The organism is Myxococcus sp. AB025B, assembly GCF_006518215.1.
Classification (GTDB): Bacteria; Myxococcota; Myxococcia; order Myxococcales; family Myxococcaceae; genus Myxococcus; species Myxococcus fulvus.
The window spans coordinates 15,621-33,355 of the sequence record NZ_SRLW01000086.1 but is presented as its reverse complement, the minus strand read 5'-3'; the positions used below and the strand labels follow the sequence as shown (position 1 = coordinate 33,355).

The 17,735-nt window shown below is 69.0% G+C and carries 26 protein-coding genes; 21 read left to right on the top strand and 5 right to left on the bottom strand.

Going from position 1 to position 17,735, the window contains the following annotated elements:
• A partial coding sequence (locus tag FL311_RS16705) for a helix-turn-helix domain-containing protein (RefSeq protein ID WP_305036153.1) occupies positions 1–203 on the top strand: 203 nt, incomplete at its 5' end.
• Here FL311_RS16705 and FL311_RS16700 read toward each other — a convergent pair.
• From FL311_RS16700 to FL311_RS16685, 5 genes are all read right to left on the bottom strand, one after another.
• Positions 152–1,417, bottom strand: a complete 1,266-nt coding sequence (locus FL311_RS16700; protein WP_141326128.1) for a site-specific integrase — start codon at positions 1,415–1,417, stop codon at positions 152–154. The two genes, FL311_RS16705 and FL311_RS16700, sit on opposite strands and share 52 nt — an antisense overlap.
• Complete coding sequence (locus FL311_RS46290; protein WP_141326130.1) at positions 1,414–1,665, bottom strand: helix-turn-helix domain-containing protein; 252 nt, start codon at positions 1,663–1,665, stop codon at positions 1,414–1,416. The genes FL311_RS16700 and FL311_RS46290 overlap by 4 nt, the downstream gene beginning before the upstream one ends.
• 737 nt (positions 1,666–2,402) lie before the next feature.
• Positions 2,403–2,804, bottom strand: a complete 402-nt coding sequence (locus FL311_RS16695) for a hypothetical protein (protein WP_141326127.1) — start codon at positions 2,802–2,804, stop codon at positions 2,403–2,405.
• Entirely contained in the window at positions 2,801–3,130 is a 330-nt protein-coding gene (locus FL311_RS16690; RefSeq protein WP_141326126.1) for a hypothetical protein, read from the bottom strand. Before FL311_RS16690 ends, FL311_RS16695 begins: the two co-directional genes overlap by 4 nt.
• A 473-nt stretch (positions 3,131–3,603) precedes the next feature.
• Positions 3,604–3,924 carry a hypothetical protein gene (locus FL311_RS16685; protein ID WP_141326125.1) on the bottom strand — a complete coding sequence of 107 codons (321 nt, stop codon included), beginning with the start codon at positions 3,922–3,924 and terminating at the stop codon, positions 3,604–3,606.
• 226 nt (positions 3,925–4,150) lie between these two features.
• Between FL311_RS16685 and FL311_RS16680 the strand changes: the two genes are divergently transcribed.
• The 20 genes from FL311_RS16680 to FL311_RS45115 all read left to right on the top strand — a co-directional run bounded on the left by FL311_RS16680 (position 4,151) and on the right by FL311_RS45115 (position 17,678).
• On the top strand, positions 4,151–4,363 hold the full coding sequence (locus tag FL311_RS16680) for a hypothetical protein (protein WP_141326124.1): 213 nt from the start codon (positions 4,151–4,153) through the stop codon (positions 4,361–4,363).
• Between the two features lie 117 nt (positions 4,364–4,480).
• Positions 4,481–4,807, top strand: coding sequence for a hypothetical protein (locus FL311_RS16675; protein WP_141326123.1), 327 nt, complete (start codon positions 4,481–4,483; stop codon positions 4,805–4,807).
• A gap of 141 nt (positions 4,808–4,948) precedes the next feature.
• Positions 4,949–5,419 (top strand): hypothetical protein, encoded by a 471-nt coding sequence (locus tag FL311_RS16670; RefSeq protein ID WP_141326122.1) that lies wholly within the window; start codon positions 4,949–4,951, stop codon positions 5,417–5,419.
• Positions 5,420–5,496: 77 nt separating this feature from the next.
• A complete protein-coding gene (locus tag FL311_RS16665; protein WP_141326121.1) occupies positions 5,497–5,799 on the top strand; it encodes a hypothetical protein in 303 nt (100 codons plus the stop codon).
• Entirely contained in the window at positions 5,796–6,170 is a 375-nt protein-coding gene (locus tag FL311_RS16660; RefSeq protein WP_141326120.1) for a hypothetical protein, read from the top strand. Before FL311_RS16665 ends, FL311_RS16660 begins: the two co-directional genes overlap by 4 nt.
• Positions 6,171–6,201: 31 nt before the next feature.
• Positions 6,202–6,405 (top strand): hypothetical protein, encoded by a 204-nt coding sequence (locus FL311_RS16655; RefSeq protein WP_141326119.1) that lies wholly within the window; start codon positions 6,202–6,204, stop codon positions 6,403–6,405.
• Positions 6,406–6,415: 10 nt separating this feature from the next.
• Positions 6,416–7,468, top strand: coding sequence for a phage recombination protein Bet (bet, locus tag FL311_RS16650; protein WP_141326118.1), 1,053 nt, complete (start codon positions 6,416–6,418; stop codon positions 7,466–7,468).
• A 356-nt stretch (positions 7,469–7,824) separates the two neighbouring features.
• Entirely contained in the window at positions 7,825–8,478 is a 654-nt protein-coding gene (locus FL311_RS16645; protein WP_141326117.1) for a hypothetical protein, read from the top strand.
• Positions 8,475–8,753: a hypothetical protein gene (locus FL311_RS16640; RefSeq protein ID WP_141326116.1), complete on the top strand. Its 279-nt coding sequence runs from the start codon at positions 8,475–8,477 to the stop codon at positions 8,751–8,753. Before FL311_RS16645 ends, FL311_RS16640 begins: the two co-directional genes overlap by 4 nt.
• Positions 8,754–8,840: 87 nt before the next feature.
• Positions 8,841–9,419 (top strand): hypothetical protein, encoded by a 579-nt coding sequence (locus FL311_RS16635; RefSeq protein ID WP_141326115.1) that lies wholly within the window; start codon positions 8,841–8,843, stop codon positions 9,417–9,419.
• 86 nt (positions 9,420–9,505) lie between these two features.
• A complete protein-coding gene (locus FL311_RS16630) occupies positions 9,506–11,296 on the top strand; it encodes a hypothetical protein (RefSeq protein WP_141326114.1) in 1,791 nt (596 codons plus the stop codon).
• Complete coding sequence (locus FL311_RS16625) at positions 11,293–11,856, top strand: hypothetical protein (RefSeq protein WP_141326113.1); 564 nt, start codon at positions 11,293–11,295, stop codon at positions 11,854–11,856. The genes FL311_RS16630 and FL311_RS16625 overlap by 4 nt, the downstream gene beginning before the upstream one ends.
• 88 nt (positions 11,857–11,944) lie before the next feature.
• Positions 11,945–12,760, top strand: coding sequence for a hypothetical protein (locus tag FL311_RS16620; protein ID WP_141326112.1), 816 nt, complete (start codon positions 11,945–11,947; stop codon positions 12,758–12,760).
• A complete protein-coding gene (locus FL311_RS16615; RefSeq protein ID WP_153882691.1) occupies positions 12,757–12,918 on the top strand; it encodes a hypothetical protein in 162 nt (53 codons plus the stop codon). The genes FL311_RS16620 and FL311_RS16615 overlap by 4 nt, the downstream gene beginning before the upstream one ends.
• Positions 12,915–14,027: a hypothetical protein gene (locus tag FL311_RS16610; RefSeq protein WP_194869230.1), complete on the top strand. Its 1,113-nt coding sequence runs from the start codon at positions 12,915–12,917 to the stop codon at positions 14,025–14,027. The genes FL311_RS16615 and FL311_RS16610 overlap by 4 nt, the downstream gene beginning before the upstream one ends.
• Complete coding sequence (locus FL311_RS16605; RefSeq protein ID WP_141326111.1) at positions 14,024–14,479, top strand: hypothetical protein; 456 nt, start codon at positions 14,024–14,026, stop codon at positions 14,477–14,479. The genes FL311_RS16610 and FL311_RS16605 overlap by 4 nt, the downstream gene beginning before the upstream one ends.
• Before the next feature lie 459 nt (positions 14,480–14,938).
• On the top strand, positions 14,939–15,178 hold the full coding sequence (locus FL311_RS16600; protein WP_153882690.1) for a hypothetical protein: 240 nt from the start codon (positions 14,939–14,941) through the stop codon (positions 15,176–15,178).
• Between the two features lie 355 nt (positions 15,179–15,533).
• Positions 15,534–15,854 carry a hypothetical protein gene (locus FL311_RS16595; protein WP_141326109.1) on the top strand — a complete coding sequence of 107 codons (321 nt, stop codon included), beginning with the start codon at positions 15,534–15,536 and terminating at the stop codon, positions 15,852–15,854.
• Positions 15,851–16,408 carry a hypothetical protein gene (locus tag FL311_RS16590; RefSeq protein WP_141326108.1) on the top strand — a complete coding sequence of 186 codons (558 nt, stop codon included), beginning with the start codon at positions 15,851–15,853 and terminating at the stop codon, positions 16,406–16,408. Before FL311_RS16595 ends, FL311_RS16590 begins: the two co-directional genes overlap by 4 nt.
• A 190-nt stretch (positions 16,409–16,598) precedes the next feature.
• A complete protein-coding gene (locus tag FL311_RS45115; protein ID WP_228556910.1) occupies positions 16,599–17,678 on the top strand; it encodes a hypothetical protein in 1,080 nt (359 codons plus the stop codon).
• Positions 17,679–17,735 lie beyond the last annotated feature (57 nt).

Genomic DNA, 17,735 nt, shown 5'->3' with positions numbered 1-17,735 from the left:
CCCCCGTGGTGGGCTTCCGGCCCCGCGCGGACAAGACCTTCCGCGAGCAGGTGGAGGACGCCGAGCGGGAGATCATCCTCCACGTGCTGGCCCATACCCACGACAACGTCACGGAGGCCGCCCGGCTCCTGGACCTGGAGCGGGGCCACTTCTACAAGAAGATGAAGGCCCTGGGGCTGCGGCGAGGCAGTTCTGACGCGTAAGCATTGGTATTCACTTGGGTCTCCTGGCCGGCCAGGACGGCCGGAATTTGTCGCGTGTTCACGGCGTGCTCAACTGGAGTACGTGCCACCAACTGGAGTGCATTGACTCGGCTGGCTTGGTAGTCGACGTCGCGGCCCACGTAGTAGGTCGCGGTGACGGCAGGGGTTGAGTGCCCCGCAAGTTGTTGCGCTGTCGCGATATCTCCACCGCTGTCTCGCAACAGGTGGGTGATGAATGTCTTCCGGAGGGTGTGGAACGTCGTCCCCTCCGGCAGCACCACGCCAGCCCTCTTCGCGATGCGCCGAAGGAGGTTCGCCGTCTTCCACGACTTGCTCCGCATGCCCCCCTTCTTACGTTCCAGGGGCGACGGGAACACGAGCGCCGAGGTCGCCGTGGCGCGGGCCCTTTCAATCTCCGGCACAAGCACTGGATGCAGCGGCACCACGCGCACCTTGGCTCCCTTCGTCGTCTGCCGCTCCCAGCTGCGCCGGAAGTGGATGGTTCCGTGCGGCCCCTCATCCAAGCGAAAATCAGTCCACAGAAGGCCGCCGAACTCACCCCGCCGCCCGCCAGTGAGCACCGCAAGAATCAGGAGTAGGCGATACGGGCCGGCAGCCTCGAGCAGAGCTTCGACCTGGACGCGGGACAACACCACCACATCGGCCGCAGCAACCGTAGGGCGTGGCACAGCGTTCCACGGGTTCTCGCGGGCACACCGCAGCCGGTTGACGCCGTACTTCCAAATGAGCCTGCCTCGGATGTGGAGCTGGCGGACGGTCGACTCGGCCTGCCCCGCGGCACGCGCCTTGACCAGCAGCGCTTCACAATCCGCCGGAGTCACATCGCTCGTGGGCTTGCTCTTGAAGTGGGCATCAAACCAGATCTTCACCTGGCTGCGCATCGGCGCCTGGCTGGAGAGGTGAGCGTGCGCTTCGAGGTACATCGCGTGCAGCTTGGTGCACGGGATGATGTCGAACTCCGCAGGCTCCAACCCCTTCCGGCGACGCTCCGACTTGATGTGGAGTTCCATCGCGTAGCGGGTCGCTGCCTCTTCCAGTTCCGCGCTGCACGCCTCCCGCCTGATGGCACCAGCCGAGTCCTTGTACCGGACGTGCCACGTGCCGAAGTCAGGAGCGCGACGATAGAGTCGTTTCCCCGCTGCGAGGACGGCCTCACCAGCCTTGTTCGGCCGAAAGAACGCTCCAGGCTTCATCGCTCACTCCCACGCTGCCGCCCAGCGACCCACGCCCGAACGGCGTCAGGGTCGAATCGATAGTTGCGAGGACCGAGCTCTATGAACGGGAACCCCGACCGGCGTCGGATCTGCTTCCACACCCAGTCTTCACTCACATTCAGGAATCGCGCGACATCGGCAGCGCGCCAGAGCCCCGCCTCCGGGACCACCACGAGCGACGCACCGCCCTTGCTGCCAGCCCGACCGTCGTCATCACAGCCAACCATCACGTCACCCTCGCCACTGCACGTCCAAGCAGTATTTGTGCCGACGCAAGGACAGGGGGCCGCCTGTCCTGAGATGTGGTCGCCCGCTGCTCACCCCCGGCCAACGTCTGTGTTTCAGACGAGCCTCGTGGCAACCACGTACAAGAGCTAATACCAGCCACCAACCCAGCAATCAATCGGGGTTGTGCATTTGGCTTGACGCCGGCGACGTTCCTCGGGGTGTCCGAGATTTCGGCGTCCCGCATGACTTCCCAGGTGTCTTGGATTGGGCGCCGCGTCAGTCCGTCAACCGAGACACCAGACGCGAATCGAGACGCCGATACATCCAGCATCATCCCATCGCTCTGACCCTGGCGGACGTACACGTACCACCTCGAAAAAGACAGCACGCGGACGATGACGGGTAGAGCACCGTCCGGTGCCGGAGCAGTGCTCGGACGCGGTTTCCCGGCCGAGTGCCGCTCTTGAACTTGTGGGTGTCGTCGCTGGCTACCCGTTACTCCCAGCGAAGTGTACTCGGACAAGATGCGCCGGGTGCGGCGGCGCTGTCAAGCCCGTCTGCTCCTCCTCGTCACGATGAGCGGCATGTTACTCACCGTGGACGTCGCACTCCGTCGCGTGCGCGCAATCACGGGCGACGCGCACCGCGAGGTGGCAGCACGCGGAGACGTCCCGACGTGCCGCCGTGAGGGTGACGCGCCGACGCACAGGGCGCCGGTGCCGTGCTGCAACTGGCGTCACCGTCCCGCCCTCGCTGCAGCCTCGTGGCACAACGCCTGCCATTCCCTTGTCCGAATCTCCGACACGATGACGGCCCTTTTGATGGTGCGTGTGACGCTGGACTGGATGGACGCCTGAAGCGCTTGCGCGTCTCGCGGCTCAATCAGCCGGCGCTCGTCTTCGCGCCTTTCTTCGTCGGCCTCACTCTCGGCGCGGTACTTCGTCCGGAGGGCATCGAGGGCTGCCTTGTCCTCGTCGGCGAACTCGCGGGGCGTCTCCCGCTTCAGGCAGCGCTCGAGCGGCGACGTCGTCCAGACGTGCCACTCGCTGCGGGTGCCGGCGATGACGAGCGGGAGAATGGCGAGGGTGCCGACGTACAACGGCAGTCCGAGGTGCTCCCGCCAGTTGCGCCAGTTCATCGCCGCCCCCGGATGCGCTGGTCGATGGACATGGGGACCGGCTTGTCCCCCTTGATGGGCAGGTAGCACCCGTCCTTGTACTCGGCGCTCCCCTTCGGGCAGTTGGGAACCCGTGCATCGAGCTTTGCCCAGCACCCGCCGTTGATGCCCACGTAGCCCTCCGGGCACGGAGGCGTGTCCTGGCCCGGCAACGGCTTGTCCGGGAGGCGCACGCGACCGATGGTCATCGACTCCTTGCTTGAGCTGAATCGGACCAAGTCCGTCAGCAGCAGCGTCGCTGTGTCTCCCTGCGGTAGTCGCGCCACCAGCGGGCTCGGCGTCGACATGGGGGCTAGCGGCTCTACATAGATGTGGCCGGCGGTCCACGGGGCCAGCAGCGCCACGAGGACGCCAGCTGCGGCAAGTCCCGTGGCCCAGGCTGGCACGCGCGACGGCTTGACGGGCGTGGCGACAGGGGGAGGCATGGGCCGCGAGTACAGCACCTTGCCGGTAGCGAGGTGAGCCCGCGCATGGGGCTCCGTGAGCGCCCCCTCGGCCAGCGAGGCGCCGAGGTCGAGGACAGACGCCAAGTGCTCGGGTCGCCCCGCTCGCTGCTCCACGGTCAACATCGCGTCCGGCCCCGGGTAGGCCGTAACAAGGGCCTGCACCGCTCCGCTGGGGACGCGCTCAGGGCACGCGCCGGTGGGTACTTCCATGAGGGCAGGGAGACCCAAGCCCTCGTTGCGCGTCAGGTAGACGCGGCCGAGCCCAAAGAGGTGCCGGAGGCGCGGCCCGAGAGCGTAGACGCCTCGTCCGGGGCTCACGTACCCCTGCCCTTCTTCGCGGCGGGCTTCTTCTTGGCGGCGGGCGGCGGAGCAACCCGGATCTCCCCCTCCGTCAGTTCGTGGGCCGACAGGGAGTGTTCGACGAACGACCGGACGATGTCGTTGGCGGACACCGGTCGATTCGTGTGCGGCGACACCTTCCCCGCCGCCGCCGCCCGCTTCGCCAGCACATCAACCTTCGCCCAAAGGCGCAGCGGGAGGCGCACTGGACGCTGGAACGTCTCGTCCAACGGGTCCCGAGTTTTGAACTCCTCCATCCGCATACCCCTCCGTACGGCCACCGCACGTGCGGCCATGTCCCCCTCCTTAGTCGGTGCCGGCCCGAACCCTCAAGCCGAATCATGGTTTAGCAGGACCAACCATACCTCTCGACGAACCCACTTGCAATCCTGTGAGTGATATCACATGATGATTCTCACGACGGACGGACGGGGCCCCCGGGAGGGGGAGCGGTGCAGGGCGGGCGCGAGCTGGGTGGCCAGCGAGGACGTCGGGAAGCGCAGCACCTCCAAGGGGGAGCACATGACGACGGACAGAGCTGTGACGACGGCGGAGCTGAGGAAGAGGGTTAAGGACGTGCTGGCGAGGCTGGACCACCTTGAGGCGTTCGGCGGGACGGAGGCGGAGTACGACGCCTCCAACGCTGAGGCGACGGCGCTCGGGGACCTGGCGGACGCGACCGAGCGCGCGGCGGGCCGACCGGGGTTGGACGAGCCCGAGCCCGCGAAGGCGTAGCGGCTCTCGGCCCCAGGTGATGAGCCTGGGCCCTCCTCTCATCGCAGCCCGCCCTTCGGGGCGGGCCCTTCCACCACAGACTTATCGCCGCACAGCGCGGCAACTGAAGGGGCAGCAATGGCGAACGACACGACGAACGACGGAGGGAAGGAGGCGCCTCCGGAGCCAAGGGAGTCCCTCCGGACGCTTCTCGCGTCCATGGAGCACCACGGGACTCCCGAGTCCTGGCCCGAGGGGCTCTACGAGCAGTTGCAGCTCGCAGCCCTGCACCAGGAGGAGGATGCGACGGAGGGAGACGGCGAGGACGACGCCATCGTCGCGGCGGCTCGCGAGATGTACGGGAGCACCGAGATCGAGTTCGACAGCGCGCCGAAGGTGTCCATCGGGGAGGACGGCGCCTTCGTCAGCGCGTGGGTCTTCGTCCCTCGCTCCTCACTGAAGTAGTCCCCGCCGGGCGCATCCCGGCAACCCCTCAATCACTTCTGAGCTGAATGGAGGCTCGACATGAGCCTGATGGCGGAGCTTTGTCGTGTGGTCGAGCATCGAGAGGACCCGGGGCCCTGGCTCCGGCGCGCGACGCACGCGGTGGCAGACGCTCTCCGCAGCGCCCCCAGGCTGAAGACGTGGCACGTCGAGCGCGGGCTCTACGTGTCCGCGCTGCTGGGCGCGGTCTGGGGGGAGCACCGGGACACGCTCGGGCTGCCCCTTCCCCCCACGGGCATCTTCGCAGCCCTGGGGCTGAGCCCGGTGACGGTTGGGTGGCTCGCGGTCGTGATGCTGGCGGTGTCGCTGCTCGACGCCGTCTACGGGGCGGAGCTGGACAGCATCGCCGCTCGGGAAAGTGAGCGGGCCGAGGCGGAGGGGCGTGAGCCCGTCCAAGTGGAGTGCACGCCGCGAGCTGCACTGCTCCGTCGACGTCAGCCCTGGATGTCGCTGGGCCTGCTGGCGTACGCGTTCGGCTGGGTGGGTGCTGTCGGCTTCGCGTGGCGCCTCGCCTACCCACTCTGGCGCCGATGGTGGCGGAACCGCTACCCGCTGATGAAGGGCGGCGCGTGATGGACTCCCCTACCCTCATTCACACCGAGCGCGGCCCGGACGTCCACTCACGCTCGAGCATCCGCAGGTGGATGCTGATGCACCTCGTAGAGCACCGCGACGCTTCCGGCGAGGTGAACCTCACGTCGTTGGTGGAGGCGTGGGACGCGGCCCAGGCCGGCGGCGAGGCAACGCTCGACGAGCACCACCCCGCGTGGGACGTCGCCGTCGAGGTGGCCGAGCGGGCCGACACCAGCGAGGAGATTGAGGACGAAGCGCCCCTCCTCTGCGACAGGTGCGGGAGGTACGCGCACGGCCGGTTCAAGGGCGCCGGACACAACCGCTGCGCCGATGCCGAGTGCGAGTGCTACTGCACGCGCATCAACATGGTGAGCCCATGAGCTGCGTGGGCGAGCTGGCGGACTGCTGCGCGCGACTCCGGACGCTCAGGAAGTGGTGGCGTCCCGGAGAGGTGGACGTCATCGCGGCGTGCATCGAGGAGGCAGAGCAGCTCCCCGAGCGCGAAGCCGCGGAGCGAGAGGCGCTGCGCGTGGCGGAGGACGAGCTGCGCGAGCTCGTGCCCAACGGCACCGACGCCACCCAGTCGAGGTGGCGCGAGCTACAGCGCCGCGTGACGGCCGCGAGGAAGTCCCTCAACGACCTGGCCGTGGCGTCGAGCGCCCTCTACGCGGCACTCGGTGTCGAGCTGTGGTGGGCGCGCACCAACCACTGGCGCGAGGGCGTCGAGAACGCGAACGCGAACGGGCGCTGAACGTCAGACCCAGCAAGTAGTCTGCTTGTGATTGAACCTATCAAATCAGTACGGATGCCACGCGCACACGGAGCACCCCGAGAAGAGCTGGGTGCTCTGCGAGCGCGAGGACGGACACACGGGCCCGCATCGGTGGCGGGACCACGAATGGACAGACGCGGTGGACGACACCACCGCGGTGGAGCGCGAGCTGATTCGCCGCGCCGAGCAGGACGCGGGCGAGCGCTACGAGTGAGGAGTGCAGCATGGCGGACGGAAGCAGCGAGCTGAGTGTCGGGGGCGGTTGGAACGAGGAGCGTCGAGCGCTGGTGCGGCGAACCATCTGCCCTCGTGGAATCAGCGAAGACGAGTTCATTCTCTTCATGGAGCAGTGCAAGCGCAGCGGGTTGGACCCGCTGCTCAAGGAAGCCTTCTGCGTCGCCCGGAGGCAGAACGTCGGGAACCGGGAGCGCCCCAACTGGGTGACGAAGCACGAGTTCCAGCCCTCCGAGGCCGGGATGCTCGCCCGCGCGGAGCGCTTCCCGGACTTCAGGGGCATCCAGGCCAGTGCGGTGTTCGCCGAGGACGACATCACCCTGGACCAGGGCCAGGGCCAGGTGGTGCACCGCTTCAACCCCGCCAAGCGCAAGGGCGCGTTGGTGGGCGCGTGGGCCCGGGTGGTGCGCGACGGGAAGTTGCCCGTCGTGGTGTGGCTGGACTTCAGCGGCTACGTCCAGCAGACGCCGCTGTGGGCCAAGATTCCCATGACGATGATCGAGAAGTGCGCCCGGGTGGCGGCCCTGCGCAAGGCGTACCCGGAAGCCTTCGGCAGCCTGTACGTGCGTGAGGAGCTCCCTGCGGACGAGTTCTCCCCGGCTGAGGAGCCGCCCCCAACCTCTACTGTGGTCGTCGAAGAGCCCTCGCGCCCGTCAACCAGCCCTGCCCTTCTCCCGGAGAAGACGGCCACGCGCGAGGCTGCGGAGCTGGCCGCCGCTGGCACCACCGCGAAGGCGAACGTGTCCGTGGCTTCCTCCAGGGCCCCTTCCCCTGCGACGACGGCTCGGGTGCCCCAGAGTGTTCCGCCCACCCCGAGGAACTCTGCCGCCCTCGTCGCCTTCGGCCCCTGCAAGGGGAAGCTCGTCGGCGAGCTGTCGGACGAGGAGGTGACGGACGCCATCAACCTCGCCAACGAGAAGCTGGCCGAGCAGCCTCGCGCCCGATGGGCGAAGGCCATGCGAGAGAACCTCCAGGTGCTCGAAGCCGAGTTCGCCTTCCGCGAAAGCCAGCAGCAACCTCGCCAGCCGGGCGAGGACGGCTGACACGAGCACGCGTCGAGTCCTCGGCCCGGGACTCCGCGCGCACCCCGTGCCCCTCCGGGCGGGGCCTCTACGTGGCCAGCGCGGGTGAACCCCAAGAAGTCGAGTGAAAGCTCGGCTCCCGAGGCGGCCGATCAGCACGCGCGCCAGCCACACCTGCTGGGCATTGGGCCCGGCAGGCCTTTCACGGCGCGAAGTCGCGCCATGCGGTGACCGGTCGGTTCCCCCTTCCGGCCGGTCACCGCGCCTCTTGCAGTCGTAGCACCGCCGCACCGCAACACCTCACCACGCACGCACACCGGCCCGGTCCGAATGTCTCGGACAGCGGGCACTCCCCTCGTACGCCTGGAGTACCGAACATGAGATTGCTGTGTCTGCTGTTCCTTGCGCTGCTCGCCGCACCGGCAACCGCTGCTGACCTCAACTACTTCACGATGCTGCCGACGACGCCGACGGCGAGCGGTGTGCCATCCGAGGCGAAAGCCTTCTACGTCGAGTGGCGCGACGGTGCCGCCCGCTACACCGAACTGCTCGGTGCCAACGAGGAGATCCAAAAGAAAGTCGGCAAGCCGCTCGACAGGCAGGGGGCGCTCTGCGTGCTCTGGACCAAGGTGTCCGAGTTCGCTCGCGAGACGGAAGTTGTGCTCAAGGCGCGTGCCGTCGCCCAGGGACGCACGCCTCCGTCGTGGACCGCCAACGCAGTGGCGAAGACGGCCGAGCGCGCGAAGAAGGAATGCCAAGACCCGACGGACGACTACGGGGACCGGCAGCCCAACCTCGGGCGCCGGTACATGGAGGAGTTGGCCAAGTCGCGCCACTCCCGCGCCGAGCTCGTGCGCGACGATGACTTGCTCGGCAGCCTCTCGCGTCTCGTTGGTGCCATCGAGGAGGTGGTGAAGTCCCTCCCGGCCCGCGCCGGCACGGCGCTACAGGCAGGCTCTACGTCGGTGCCGGTGCTCGACCCACGACTGTTTCTCCCCAAGGAGTGCAAGGGCGTGGAGTGCTCGCTGTGAGGGCCCTCTGCCTGGTGGTCGTGGCGATGCTGGTGGCTGGCTGCGGCACGCCCGCCCAACGGAAGTGCAACTCGCTCCGGACGCAGTACGACAGGAGTCACGCGTCCTGCAACGACTGCCTCGATGACCTCGAGGTGCACGGCGATGAGTCCGTCTGCACGCCGCTCTGCGAGGCGCCCTGCAAGGCCGGGAGTGGCGCCGTCGGAGCCTGCTCGGAGGCGGCGCGAGAAATCGCCGCTGAGCGCGAGAAGGCGAAGGCAGCCAAGAAGGACTGACGTCCCCTGATTCACGTGCGGGCGCAGCAGCACGAGTCGCCCGTGCCACCCGCTGAATCAAATCAATCCAAAAACATGGAGCACGCCATGAAGAAAGCCATTGCGCTGTTGATGTTGTTCGCCTGGGCGCCCGTTGCGCTCGCCGCTCACCCGCCACTCACCCAGACCAGCAACATCCCGGGGCTGAAGCGCGTCTACTCGGAGGTCATCTTCTCGAACTCCAAGCGCCTGCTGTCGACGCTGACCAGCGCCTTCCGGAACCGTGTGGACATGTCGTCACCGCTGGCGATGGAGGACATCCAGTGCGCCATGGCGAAACTCGGCGCTGGGTTCGCGCAGGACATGATGTTGAACCCGCCCAAGGGGCTGAGCCCGGATGACATCAAGGGGCTTCCCGATGCCGTAGCTCACTACCGCGCGCTCGAGGAGCAGTTCTGCCGGCCGCCCCCCGGGGCCTCCGTGAACCGCGGGGAGGAGCTCGTCAAGCTGTTCATCAAGAGGAACACCGAGGGCACGTCCCAGGCGAAGAGCATCACCAAGAAGTACGAGTCGCGAGCCGAGCAGCTCGCGGATGACGGCTCCTCGGTGAGCGCCGGCCAGATTGCGCTCGCTGTCGCCATCGCCGTCGCCATCCTCGCGAAGGAAGCCGTCCCGGTCCTCCCGTAGCCCTCTGACTCACGCGCGGGCGGTGCAGTACGGGCCACCCGCGCTCCTCTCTGCTGTGCCCGAGGTGAAACGTGACGCAGGCCGAGATGCGAAAAGCTGTGGAGGCATTCAAGTTCGGGCCGCCCTTCTCGCTGCTGGACTTCCAGGTGGAGCTGCAACACGACGACGGAGACCACGTCTACGTCCGTGTGAGCGCGGCCTTCGCTGAGCGAGAGTCCGGGGACACTCGGCGCGCCAGTTTCACGAAGCGGGTGGCGTACGGCGGACTGAACCGGCCGGCACTGCTGGCCTCGCTGCGTGAAGTGCTGCGGAGCTTCGTCCTGCATGAGTTGGACGAGTCCATCCTCGTTGACGGTGTGAGGGTTTTCGACCCCCACGCCCCAGGCGCTGCTGCCGCCGACCTAACAGCCCTCCAGGACCAGCTTGAGGTGTTGGCCAGTCCTGCCCCCACCGCCCCATCCGCGGTGACGTGTGACCAGGACTACGAGGCGGCGACCAAGGTGCCGGAGCTAAAGGCCGAGGTGGGCAAGGCCCGAGCCGCGCTGGCTGGTTACCTGGGCCGGCCGCTCATGGACAAGGACTCGCTGCTCGTCCTCGTGGAGGGCGCGGTGGCGCGGGGCAACAACTCCGAGGATGAGCTCGCCAAGGCCGAGTCCGAGCGCGACGCCTCGCGAAGGTTGGGCGCGGTGCTGGGCGTGAAGCTGCGAGAGGTGACGAAGGCTCTCGGGGACGAGGGCAGCGAGACGCCTGTGGCCCTGGCTGAGAAAGTCGTCGCCGAGCGCGGCGCCGCCCAGCAGGAGGGGGAGATGCAACACGACCGCGTGGAGGGACTGGAGAAAGACCGCGAGCGAATCCAGGACCTCCTCATCGACATGGTGGAGAAGCGAAAGGCTGCGGAGGAGTCGCTCCTTGAGCGCGTCGCCACGCTGGAGCACGAGCGCGACGAGCTGAAGGGCGCCAACATCCTGAACCGCAACGCGGTGAAGCTCCAGCACGAGGCGCGCGAGACCGCCGAGGCCCGCTTGCGTGCGCTGACGGATGCACTCGCGCGTGGGGTCGAACAGTGGCGCCGGGACATGGCCAGGGGGTTCAGCGTCAAGGACTACTTCGACCTTGGGGATGTCATCGCGGCCTACGACGCCGCCCTCGCCTCCCAGTCCCCGCCCGCCCCGGCGCAGGAGAGCAACACGCGCATGCTGCGCGCGACGCTCCAGGCTTGTGGCTGCGACCCGGTCGCACCGTGCAACGCCTGTCTCGCACGCTTGGATTTGCTGGATGCGAGTTCCACCCCGCCCGCTCCGGCGCAAGACCGCGTCACACTGGACGAGGTCGTCGCGGACATGCCCCTGTGCAGTACCTGCGGCGTCGCCATGTGCCCGGGGTGTGCTCCGCCTCGGTCCGAACCCGCCCCGGTGCAGGTGTCCGAGGACGCGGCGCTCGCTGAGAGACTGCGGAGCCTCAAGGCTGGCGAGCCGCCCGTCGCGTTCACCTTCACGCGAGAGCCGCCCCCGCCCGTCCCGGAGAAGGGGGACGCGTGGTCTGAACTGCTCACCTCTGCGGAGAGCATGCCGGCGCCGCTGGAACACAGCCACGACGGGGAGACCGGCCAACACGAGGAGGATTGCGACCGTTGTTGCTGGGAGGGACTCCAGGCCAAGGCGAAGGCTGCTCGGAGCGCTCTCCCGGCCCCCACCCAGCCCGCGCTGGTGGAGGCGGTGGCCTGTGTGATTCCGGCCGTGCGCGGCGCCGTGCACGCGTGGAGCGCCGAGTCCGACGAGAGGCTGGTCCCACTCGACATGGCCCACCACGCCGCCACGCTCAGAGACCTGAGCGCTCTGCTCGCCGCCTACGACGCCGCGAAGGGAGGTGGGCGATGAGCCCTGATGCGCTGGAGTTGTTGGTCTACCAGGCGCTCCGCAAGCACGGGCTGTCACGGTCGCTCTGCATGGAGTCGGCGCGGGTCGTGCGGTCGGCGGCGGACGTGGCAGTCGAGGACGGTGCGAAGGGAGGGGCGGCGTTGTGCTCCATGAAGGGGCGGTGCCACGGCTCGCTCGCACACTGCGACGACTGCGGAGACGTGGGTCTCCTCTGCGACATGGAGGGGTCGTGCGACCTGCACCGAGAGCGGTGGACGGAGTGGGTGCTCGAGCGCTCGGAGGTTGCGCGGGTGGCGCGCGACGAAGGCCACGCGGCCGGGCGCGCCGAGGCGCGGAAGGAACGGCAGGAGGAGTTGGACAAGGCCAACGCCTTCGTCAGCGAGGCTCGCCGGCAGGCGGCCCAGTATGACGAGGCGCTGTTCAAGGCGGGACTCACGGGCGTCGAGACGCTCGACAAGGCGCGGGTGGTGGAGGTGCTGCGCAAGTGGTTGCCTCCGACGCACGCCGCCTTTGACGACCTGGGGCTCACCCTCGACGCGCCGGCCGGAGGTGGCAAGTGAGCCGCATCGGTGACGACTACTGGAGGTGCTGGAGATGTGGCGGACTGCACTACTTCCGCATGACTCGCTGCCCAGTGCGGAGGTGGTCATGAGCCGCACGTACACGCGAGACGAGGTGCAGGCGGTGGTGCACGAAACCGCCCAGCGCTACGAGCAGCTGGCGGACGCGTACACTCGGGCGGGCGACAAGCGTGAAGAGGCGTTCGAGCGTGGGCGTGTGGAGGGGTGCCGCGAGGTGCTGCGTCAACTGGACGCGCTGCCCAACCCTCCGGCCGGTCCGGAGAGGTCTCCGAACCCGCTGCACGGCGCAGAGGTCCCCGCTGGGACGCTCGTTGAGACGTTTCCGGGCTCGTCCTTCGTCCGGCTGGAGCCGCGCTCCCGCGCACCCACGCCCGTGCCTGCGGTGCCGGCGCTCAAGGCCGAGCCCACCGCGCCCGAGGTGGTGTGGGAGGGCGAGGGGGTGCGGGTGCTGGCGGATGGGACGTGGGAGTTCGTCTCGGGCGGCACGTACCGTGAAGGTTTCAACGCTCTCGCTCGCGCGCTGGCCGAGGCGAAGAGGGAGACCGCGCAGGCAGCGCACAAGGCCGCCGAGGCCATGCGCGAGAGGGCGTCGGCGGAGTCCGAACGCCTCGGACGCCAGTGGGGAGTCCTCCGCTCGATGAAAATGACGGAGCACGCCAACGCAGCGACGAAGGTGGCCGCAGCCATCCGCGCCCTGCCGCTGGAGTCCGAGGGCGAGGTGCCGTCCACCGTCGACGCGGACCTCGCGGCCAGGGCGCTGGTCGACGCCGTCCACAACGCGGTCAACGCCGTGGCTGACGAGGTGCTCGCACACCTTGACGCGGGGAGCGTCGGGACGGCGCGCAGGGCGCTGGCCGCCATGCGGCAGGCGGTGAAGCCGTGAGCCCGTCCACCGTCGCCAGCCTCGTCGGCTGGGCTCTCTTCGCCGCCAGCATGGCCGTCCACGTGTACGCGCTGTGCCTCAAGGACAGAGAACACGAGCAGCGCCAGGTTGAGCAGTACCTGCAGGAGCGCCGCGAGCGACTGGAGCGCATGCGGTGAGCGTCCACGCCATCAACGCCCGGGGGCCCTACCGCTTCACGCGCGCGGGCCGCGACGTCTACCACATGCCTCTCGCCCGCCCTTGGTCCTGGGCGCTCACCCACCACGGCATGTGGAGCCTGTTCATCACGGACCAGGAGCCCGCGCGCCAGGGAGTGCCCGCGCGCCGGTTCCCCCTCCACCCGCCGGAGGCCGTCCTGGGGCACTGGCTCGCCATCTACGCCACCACCGAGTATGACTCGGACGCCGTCCTGTGGCTCCGCGAGGCACACGGCTTGGAGGCGCCTGCCGGCAATGTGTTGCCCGCCGGGGCGTACGTCGCCATGGCACGGCTCGCCGAGGTGAGCACCATCGGCAACGACTCGCGCAGCTTCGGCCGCGACCCGTGGTGGTCGCCCGTGGGCTCGCCGTACTGCCGAGGCACCATCGCGTGGTGGCTTGAGGAGGTGGTTGTCTTCGAGCCTCTGCCCGCCTCGCCGGCCGGACGTCTCACGTACTTTGACGGGGAGCTGCTCCCCGAGCTCCGTGAGCGCGTCCGCCTCGCCAAGGACGGTCTCTGGCGTCCCGAGGTCTATCCCGTGCCGCTGGCGCTCCCCCTGCTCACGCTGGAGCCCGCGCCACCACCACCGCCCCCTGCCCCACCGCAACACCAGGTCAAGCCGCCGCGCCGCGAGCTGCCGGCCAACGACGCCCCCGTACCTCCCATGGGGCCCGTGCAGCAGCTCGGGCTCTTCGGGGAGCCTGGTCCTGCCACGGCGCCCGACGAGCGCTCGAGCACCGAGTCCCCCACGCCACCCGACGAGCCTCCCGCCGAGCTGCTCGACGTCACAACCCCGTGCGGCACCCCGCCGTCGGTGCTCCTGGCCGCCGCCGCGCGCGTCCGCGCCCTCCTCGCGGACGGAGCCCGCCACGACTTCCGCGAGGTGATGGCCGCCGCCGGCGACGACCTCAAGGGGCGGCCCCTGCACTACCGGGTGACAGCATGCCCAGCTGAGGGCGGCCCGCTCGCGCCGTGGAAGGTCCCCGTCACAGTGACAGGCGATGGACAGGGGAGGTGCTGGTTCACCGCCCGGGCCACGAGCACCGAGAACAATGGCGGCACGTCATGATGAGGCACACCCTCACCAAGGCGCTGGAGATGGTTCGCGCCCGCGTGGCGTCCGGCGACCCAGACCTGCGCACCGCCCTTCACTTCGTCGCGCGCTCGCACCGGCTGTTTCCCGAGCCCACCGCCGCGCGCTCCGAGAAGGCCGTTGTCCTCATGGACAAGCTCCTGGATGGCATCCGCTACGACGCCACGCCGCAGGAGATGGACAGCCCCTTCCCTGCTGGCCCGACCGAACAGCAGCTCCTCTCCTACCGCGGCTGGACGGAGGCATGCCTCACCGCACGTCGGAACATGGCGCCTCCGGGCAAGGGGGGACTGGGGCTCGGTACGTGGAGTGACGTGGGCGGCTTGACGCGGCTCCAGGCACTGGGGCTCGTCACCTTGGCGCTCGAGCGCCTATCCCGTATGCCGGAGTTTGGGGCGGGCCCCCTCTTCCCTGGTGTGCAGCGCTGACGCGGACGGACGTACTCCTCAAGAGGTATGGCTGCCGCTGGCGTCGATGGGAGACAACCACGCGACCCTCTCCTCTCCGTGGAGCCACACCATGCTGCGCGTCGCCGTCACCGCCGTTGCGGCACTCGTCGTCATGTCGTGCGCCGACTCGGGGTGCCGGTCTTCCGCTGCGGCACCCTCAGCGCGGCCGGACGGGCCATTCGCCGGACAGGCGCGGCCGCCCTGTCGTGGCACGGCCGAGGTGCCCCAAGTGGAGCTGCGTAGCGCGTGCTGGGTGCAGGTACAGGCCCCCAAGAGCGCGGCCAAGGGCGTCGTGGAACTCGAGGGGAAATTCTACGCGCCAGCCGCCCAGGACCGCGCACCCAACGGGTAGGCGCCCCGGCACCGCCGTTGCCGCCGCCCTCGTGTACCCTCCGCGCCATGCCACACGACCGCGTCACACGCGCGCGCGCATTCCTGATGCGCCTCAAGACCTCCACCCCGCGAGAGGTGGTCGACCTGCTCGACAGCGTCGAGCCCGAGCTCCGGAGCTTCTTCGAGAAACACACGAGCGAGCTGCTCGATGACGTAGCCCCCCTCCTCCCCGAAGAGTCCCGCGAGGCTGTGCTCGACGAAGTGCTTTCGCTGATGGTGCTGGGCTACCTGGTGCGCGCGAACGAGGAGGATGCTCCGCCGCGCCCGCCCACCGTGCTCGCGTAGTCGCCCACGTAACATCCGCGGCGTCCCGCGTTTCCGGGGCATGCCAAACGCCTACCGCTGTCCGGCCTGCGGATGCCCGCTCCTCACGCGTGCTGACGGACTGCTGGCCTGTCCGAGGGAGGACAAGCCCCGTCATCGCCCGGGTCAACCCGGCTGCCTGTACCGCCCGGGGCGAAACGGACGCCTCTGCCAGGTGTGGTCCCGCCCACCTCCGCCAGCCGATGCCATACCACCCAGGTGGTACAGCGCCCGACCGCCGACCGGGTGAGAATCACACGTCCTGGCCGGACCGTTCATGGGTCTTGATATACGCACGTCACGTGCGTACATACAATCCATCGACCCAGGGGGACCCATGGACTCGCTGTCGCTGGACATCAATCTGCCGGAGCTCACCGGCTCGCCCAAACAGGTCGCCTGGGCCGTGACGGAGCGGGCGAAGCTCATCAGGCTGGCCCTCGGGCGGCTCGCATCGCCGGCCTCTCGTGTCGCCCATCTCCAGGCCCACCCCGAGGAGCGAGCGCTCTTTCTCCGCGTGCTGGGCGACGTCGTCTCGTCACACACGGACGCGCGCTACTGGATTGACCTCCGGGGCGATGTCCTCACGATGCTCCAGGAGATGCGCCCCGGGCTGACGGCGGGACTCACTGCCCTCCAGGCGGAGGTGGGCACGTGAGCACCGAGACGACGGTGCCGGTGAAGTGGGAGAGAGACGTGCCGGCCGAGCGGCTCCTCGCCGAAATGATGGACCTGGACCGCAAGGGGTGGCTTACCCGCTCCGGGGGACGCGTCGTCCTCCTTGCCGATGACGGCACCGTCATCCCTCCTGGTGAGTCCCGTCCGCTCCTCGTGGGCGAGCACCTCAACTTCGCTGGGGCAGTTGACCTCTACCTGGTGCTGACGGAGGACCAGCTCGCTCTGGTTGAGGAGGCGCGCCGCGCCAACTACCCCATCGCCGAGGTTCGGTCGGGGCTCGTAGGTGCGCCGGAGGGAGAGTCCTCGCTGGCCCGCGACTTCCGCGCCCTCTCCTGGCTGTCCTCCACTGACGGATGCACGCCCCAGGAACTGGGTGCGCTGCTGACGATGCAACCACGTGGCGTGCAGGCGTGGATTGGCCAGCGCATCCGGGACGGGCTCGACGTCCAGCGGGAGCAGGACGCCAGCGACAAGCGCAAGGTGCGGCTCCGCGTTAGCAAGGAGTCCCTCCGGCGCGCGCTGGACTTGTACTGACGATTTCCGCGAGGGGTTTCGTCGCCGGTGGCGTCTCCCCTGGTGGAGTCTTCGCGGCCCGCTGTGGCCGATGCCTTCGGGCACTTCCCACATGCCTCCGCACGGGGCGAGGAGAGCAAATGAACGCGCTGGACGCAGGCGCAGTCCGGACGCAGTCACCGCCCACGTCGCGGGCCTGAAGGACACCCCCATGGAGATTCTCAACTGGCCCGGCCCACCGCCCGCGGCCCGCGGATACTGGCGACGCGGCAGCGCCGACGCGACCCTGACCGCCATGCGCCAGGACTTCGAGGCAGGCCGCCTCGCTCCCGCCCTCTACGACCTGGCCTTCGGCTCACTCCCCTTCCTCGCTCTCGAGGATGCCTTCGCCGCGAGCGAGACGCTCCGCCTGGACGACGCCCTCTCGGCCCCGCGCTTCAAGGCGACCCTCGACCGAGTAGCAGGCAGTCCGGAGCACCAGCACCAGTACAAGGTCCACGCGATGGAGTTGTGGTTCCGCCTCGCCTACGAGCGCGCGGGCAGCCACGACTACGAAGTGGCGCCTGGACTTGCCCAGCGCCTGCGCCACACCGAGCTGCGCGGACTCACGACCGACGACCTCCACCTGCCGCACCCGTGCCTGCTCATTCGGGTGCCCTTGGAGGCTGCGCTGACGCTTCCCGACAGCGACGGCTCGTCCCTCCCGGTGACGGGGATGCTTCTCGCCGAGGAGCCGGAGCCAGGACGGTGCTGGCGCATCTGCGTCGAGGCGCGGCGTCCTGACGGCGCTCGGACGCTCAACCTCTTCTCGGTGGGGCTCCCGGAGGGACGTCCGCTGGAGGACGCCCTCACCGAGCATGCGGCGAAGACGGGCCAAGCCTCCCACGGCGACTGGCGAGCCCTCTGGGACTGGGCCATGAACGTCGCCCTCTACTCGGCCAGCGGGGGAGTGCGGGAAGAGGTGTGGCACAACCGCGAAGCACGGCAGCTCCGCGAGCGCATGGAGAAGCTCCCCAAGGGGGAGAAGCGCGACAAGCTCCGCGCGAAGCTGAAGGGACTGGACCCGCAGCGCCGCATCATCCTCGGCCGCGGTGTCCCTCCCGTGGAACGCCCTCCCGAGTCCGCGGGCACCGGACATCCGCTCGCCGTCCGCGTGCGCGTCTCCGGGCACTGGAAGCGCCAGGCACACGGCACCGAGCGCCGCGAGCGGAAGCTCATCTGGGTGCAGCCCTACTGGCGCGGACCGGACGACGGCACAGCGCCAGTCACGACGACGCACGAGCTCCGGTAGCTCCCCCAGCAGGGAGCCCCGTGGGCGAAAGCAGTCCATGCGCTCATCCCGAGGCTG